Genomic DNA, 1,162 nt, shown 5'->3' with positions numbered 1-1,162 from the left:
AAAAACTGGATCGACAAAGAAGAATATCCGCAATCCGCAGCCATCGACCTGCGCTGTGTAAATATGGTTGCTGACCTGTGGCACGCGCCTGCACCGAAAAACGGCCAGGCCGTTGGCACCAACACCATTGGTTCTTCCGAGGCCTGTATGCTCGGCGGGATGGCGATGAAATGGCGTTGGCGCAAGCGTATGGAAGCCGCAGGTAAGCCGACCGATAAACCAAACCTGGTCTGCGGTCCGGTGCAAATCTGCTGGCATAAATTTGCCCGCTACTGGGATGTCGAGCTGCGTGAGATCCCTATGCGTCCCGGCCAGCTATTCATGGATCCGAAACGCATGATTGAGGCCTGCGACGAAAACACCATCGGCGTGGTGCCGACTTTCGGCGTGACCTATACCGGTAACTATGAGTTCCCGCAACCGCTGCACGATGCACTGGATAAATTCCAGGCCGACACCGGTATCGACATCGACATGCACATCGACGCCGCCAGCGGTGGTTTCCTTGCGCCGTTCGTGGCGCCAGATATCGTCTGGGACTTCCGCCTGCCGCGCGTGAAATCGATCAGTGCTTCAGGCCATAAATTCGGTCTGGCTCCGCTGGGCTGCGGCTGGGTTATCTGGCGTGACGAAGAAGCGCTGCCGAAAGAACTGATATTCAACGTTGACTATCTCGGCGGTCAGATTGGTACTTTCGCCATCAACTTCTCCCGTCCGGCAGGTCAGGTGATTGCCCAGTACTATGAGTTCCTGCGCCTCGGTCGTGAAGGCTATACCAAAGTACAGAACGCCTCTTACCAGGTTGCTGCTTATCTGGCGAATGAAATCGCCAAACTGGGGCCGTATGAGTTCATCTGTACGGGTCGCCCGGATGAAGGTATCCCGGCGGTGTGCTTCAAACTGAAAGACGGGGAAAATCCAGGATATACCCTGTATGACCTTTCCGAACGTCTGCGTCTGCGCGGCTGGCAGGTTCCGGCATTTACCCTCGGCGGTGAAGCCACCGACATCGTGGTAATGCGCATTATGTGCCGCCGTGGCTTCGAAATGGACTTCGCTGAACTGTTACTGGAAGACTACAAAGCCTCCCTGAAATACCTCAGCGATCACCCGAAACTGCAGGGCATTGCCCAGCAGAACAGCTTTAAACATACCTGATAAC

The 1,162-nt window shown here is 55.5% G+C and carries 1 protein-coding gene; it reads left to right on the top strand.

Features of this window, described 5'->3' with window-relative positions; translation table 11 throughout:
- A partial coding sequence (locus FEK50_RS22300; protein WP_138211680.1) for a glutamate decarboxylase occupies nt 1–1,158 on the top strand: 1,158 nt, incomplete at its 5' end.
- Nucleotides 1,159–1,162: the final 4 nt, after the last annotated feature.

Source organism: Escherichia sp. E2586, from assembly GCF_005781105.1.
In the GTDB taxonomy this organism is placed as follows: Bacteria; Pseudomonadota; Gammaproteobacteria; order Enterobacterales; family Enterobacteriaceae; genus Escherichia.
The sequence above is the reverse complement of the archived record's forward strand: the minus strand, read 5'-3'. Positions and strand labels throughout refer to the sequence as shown.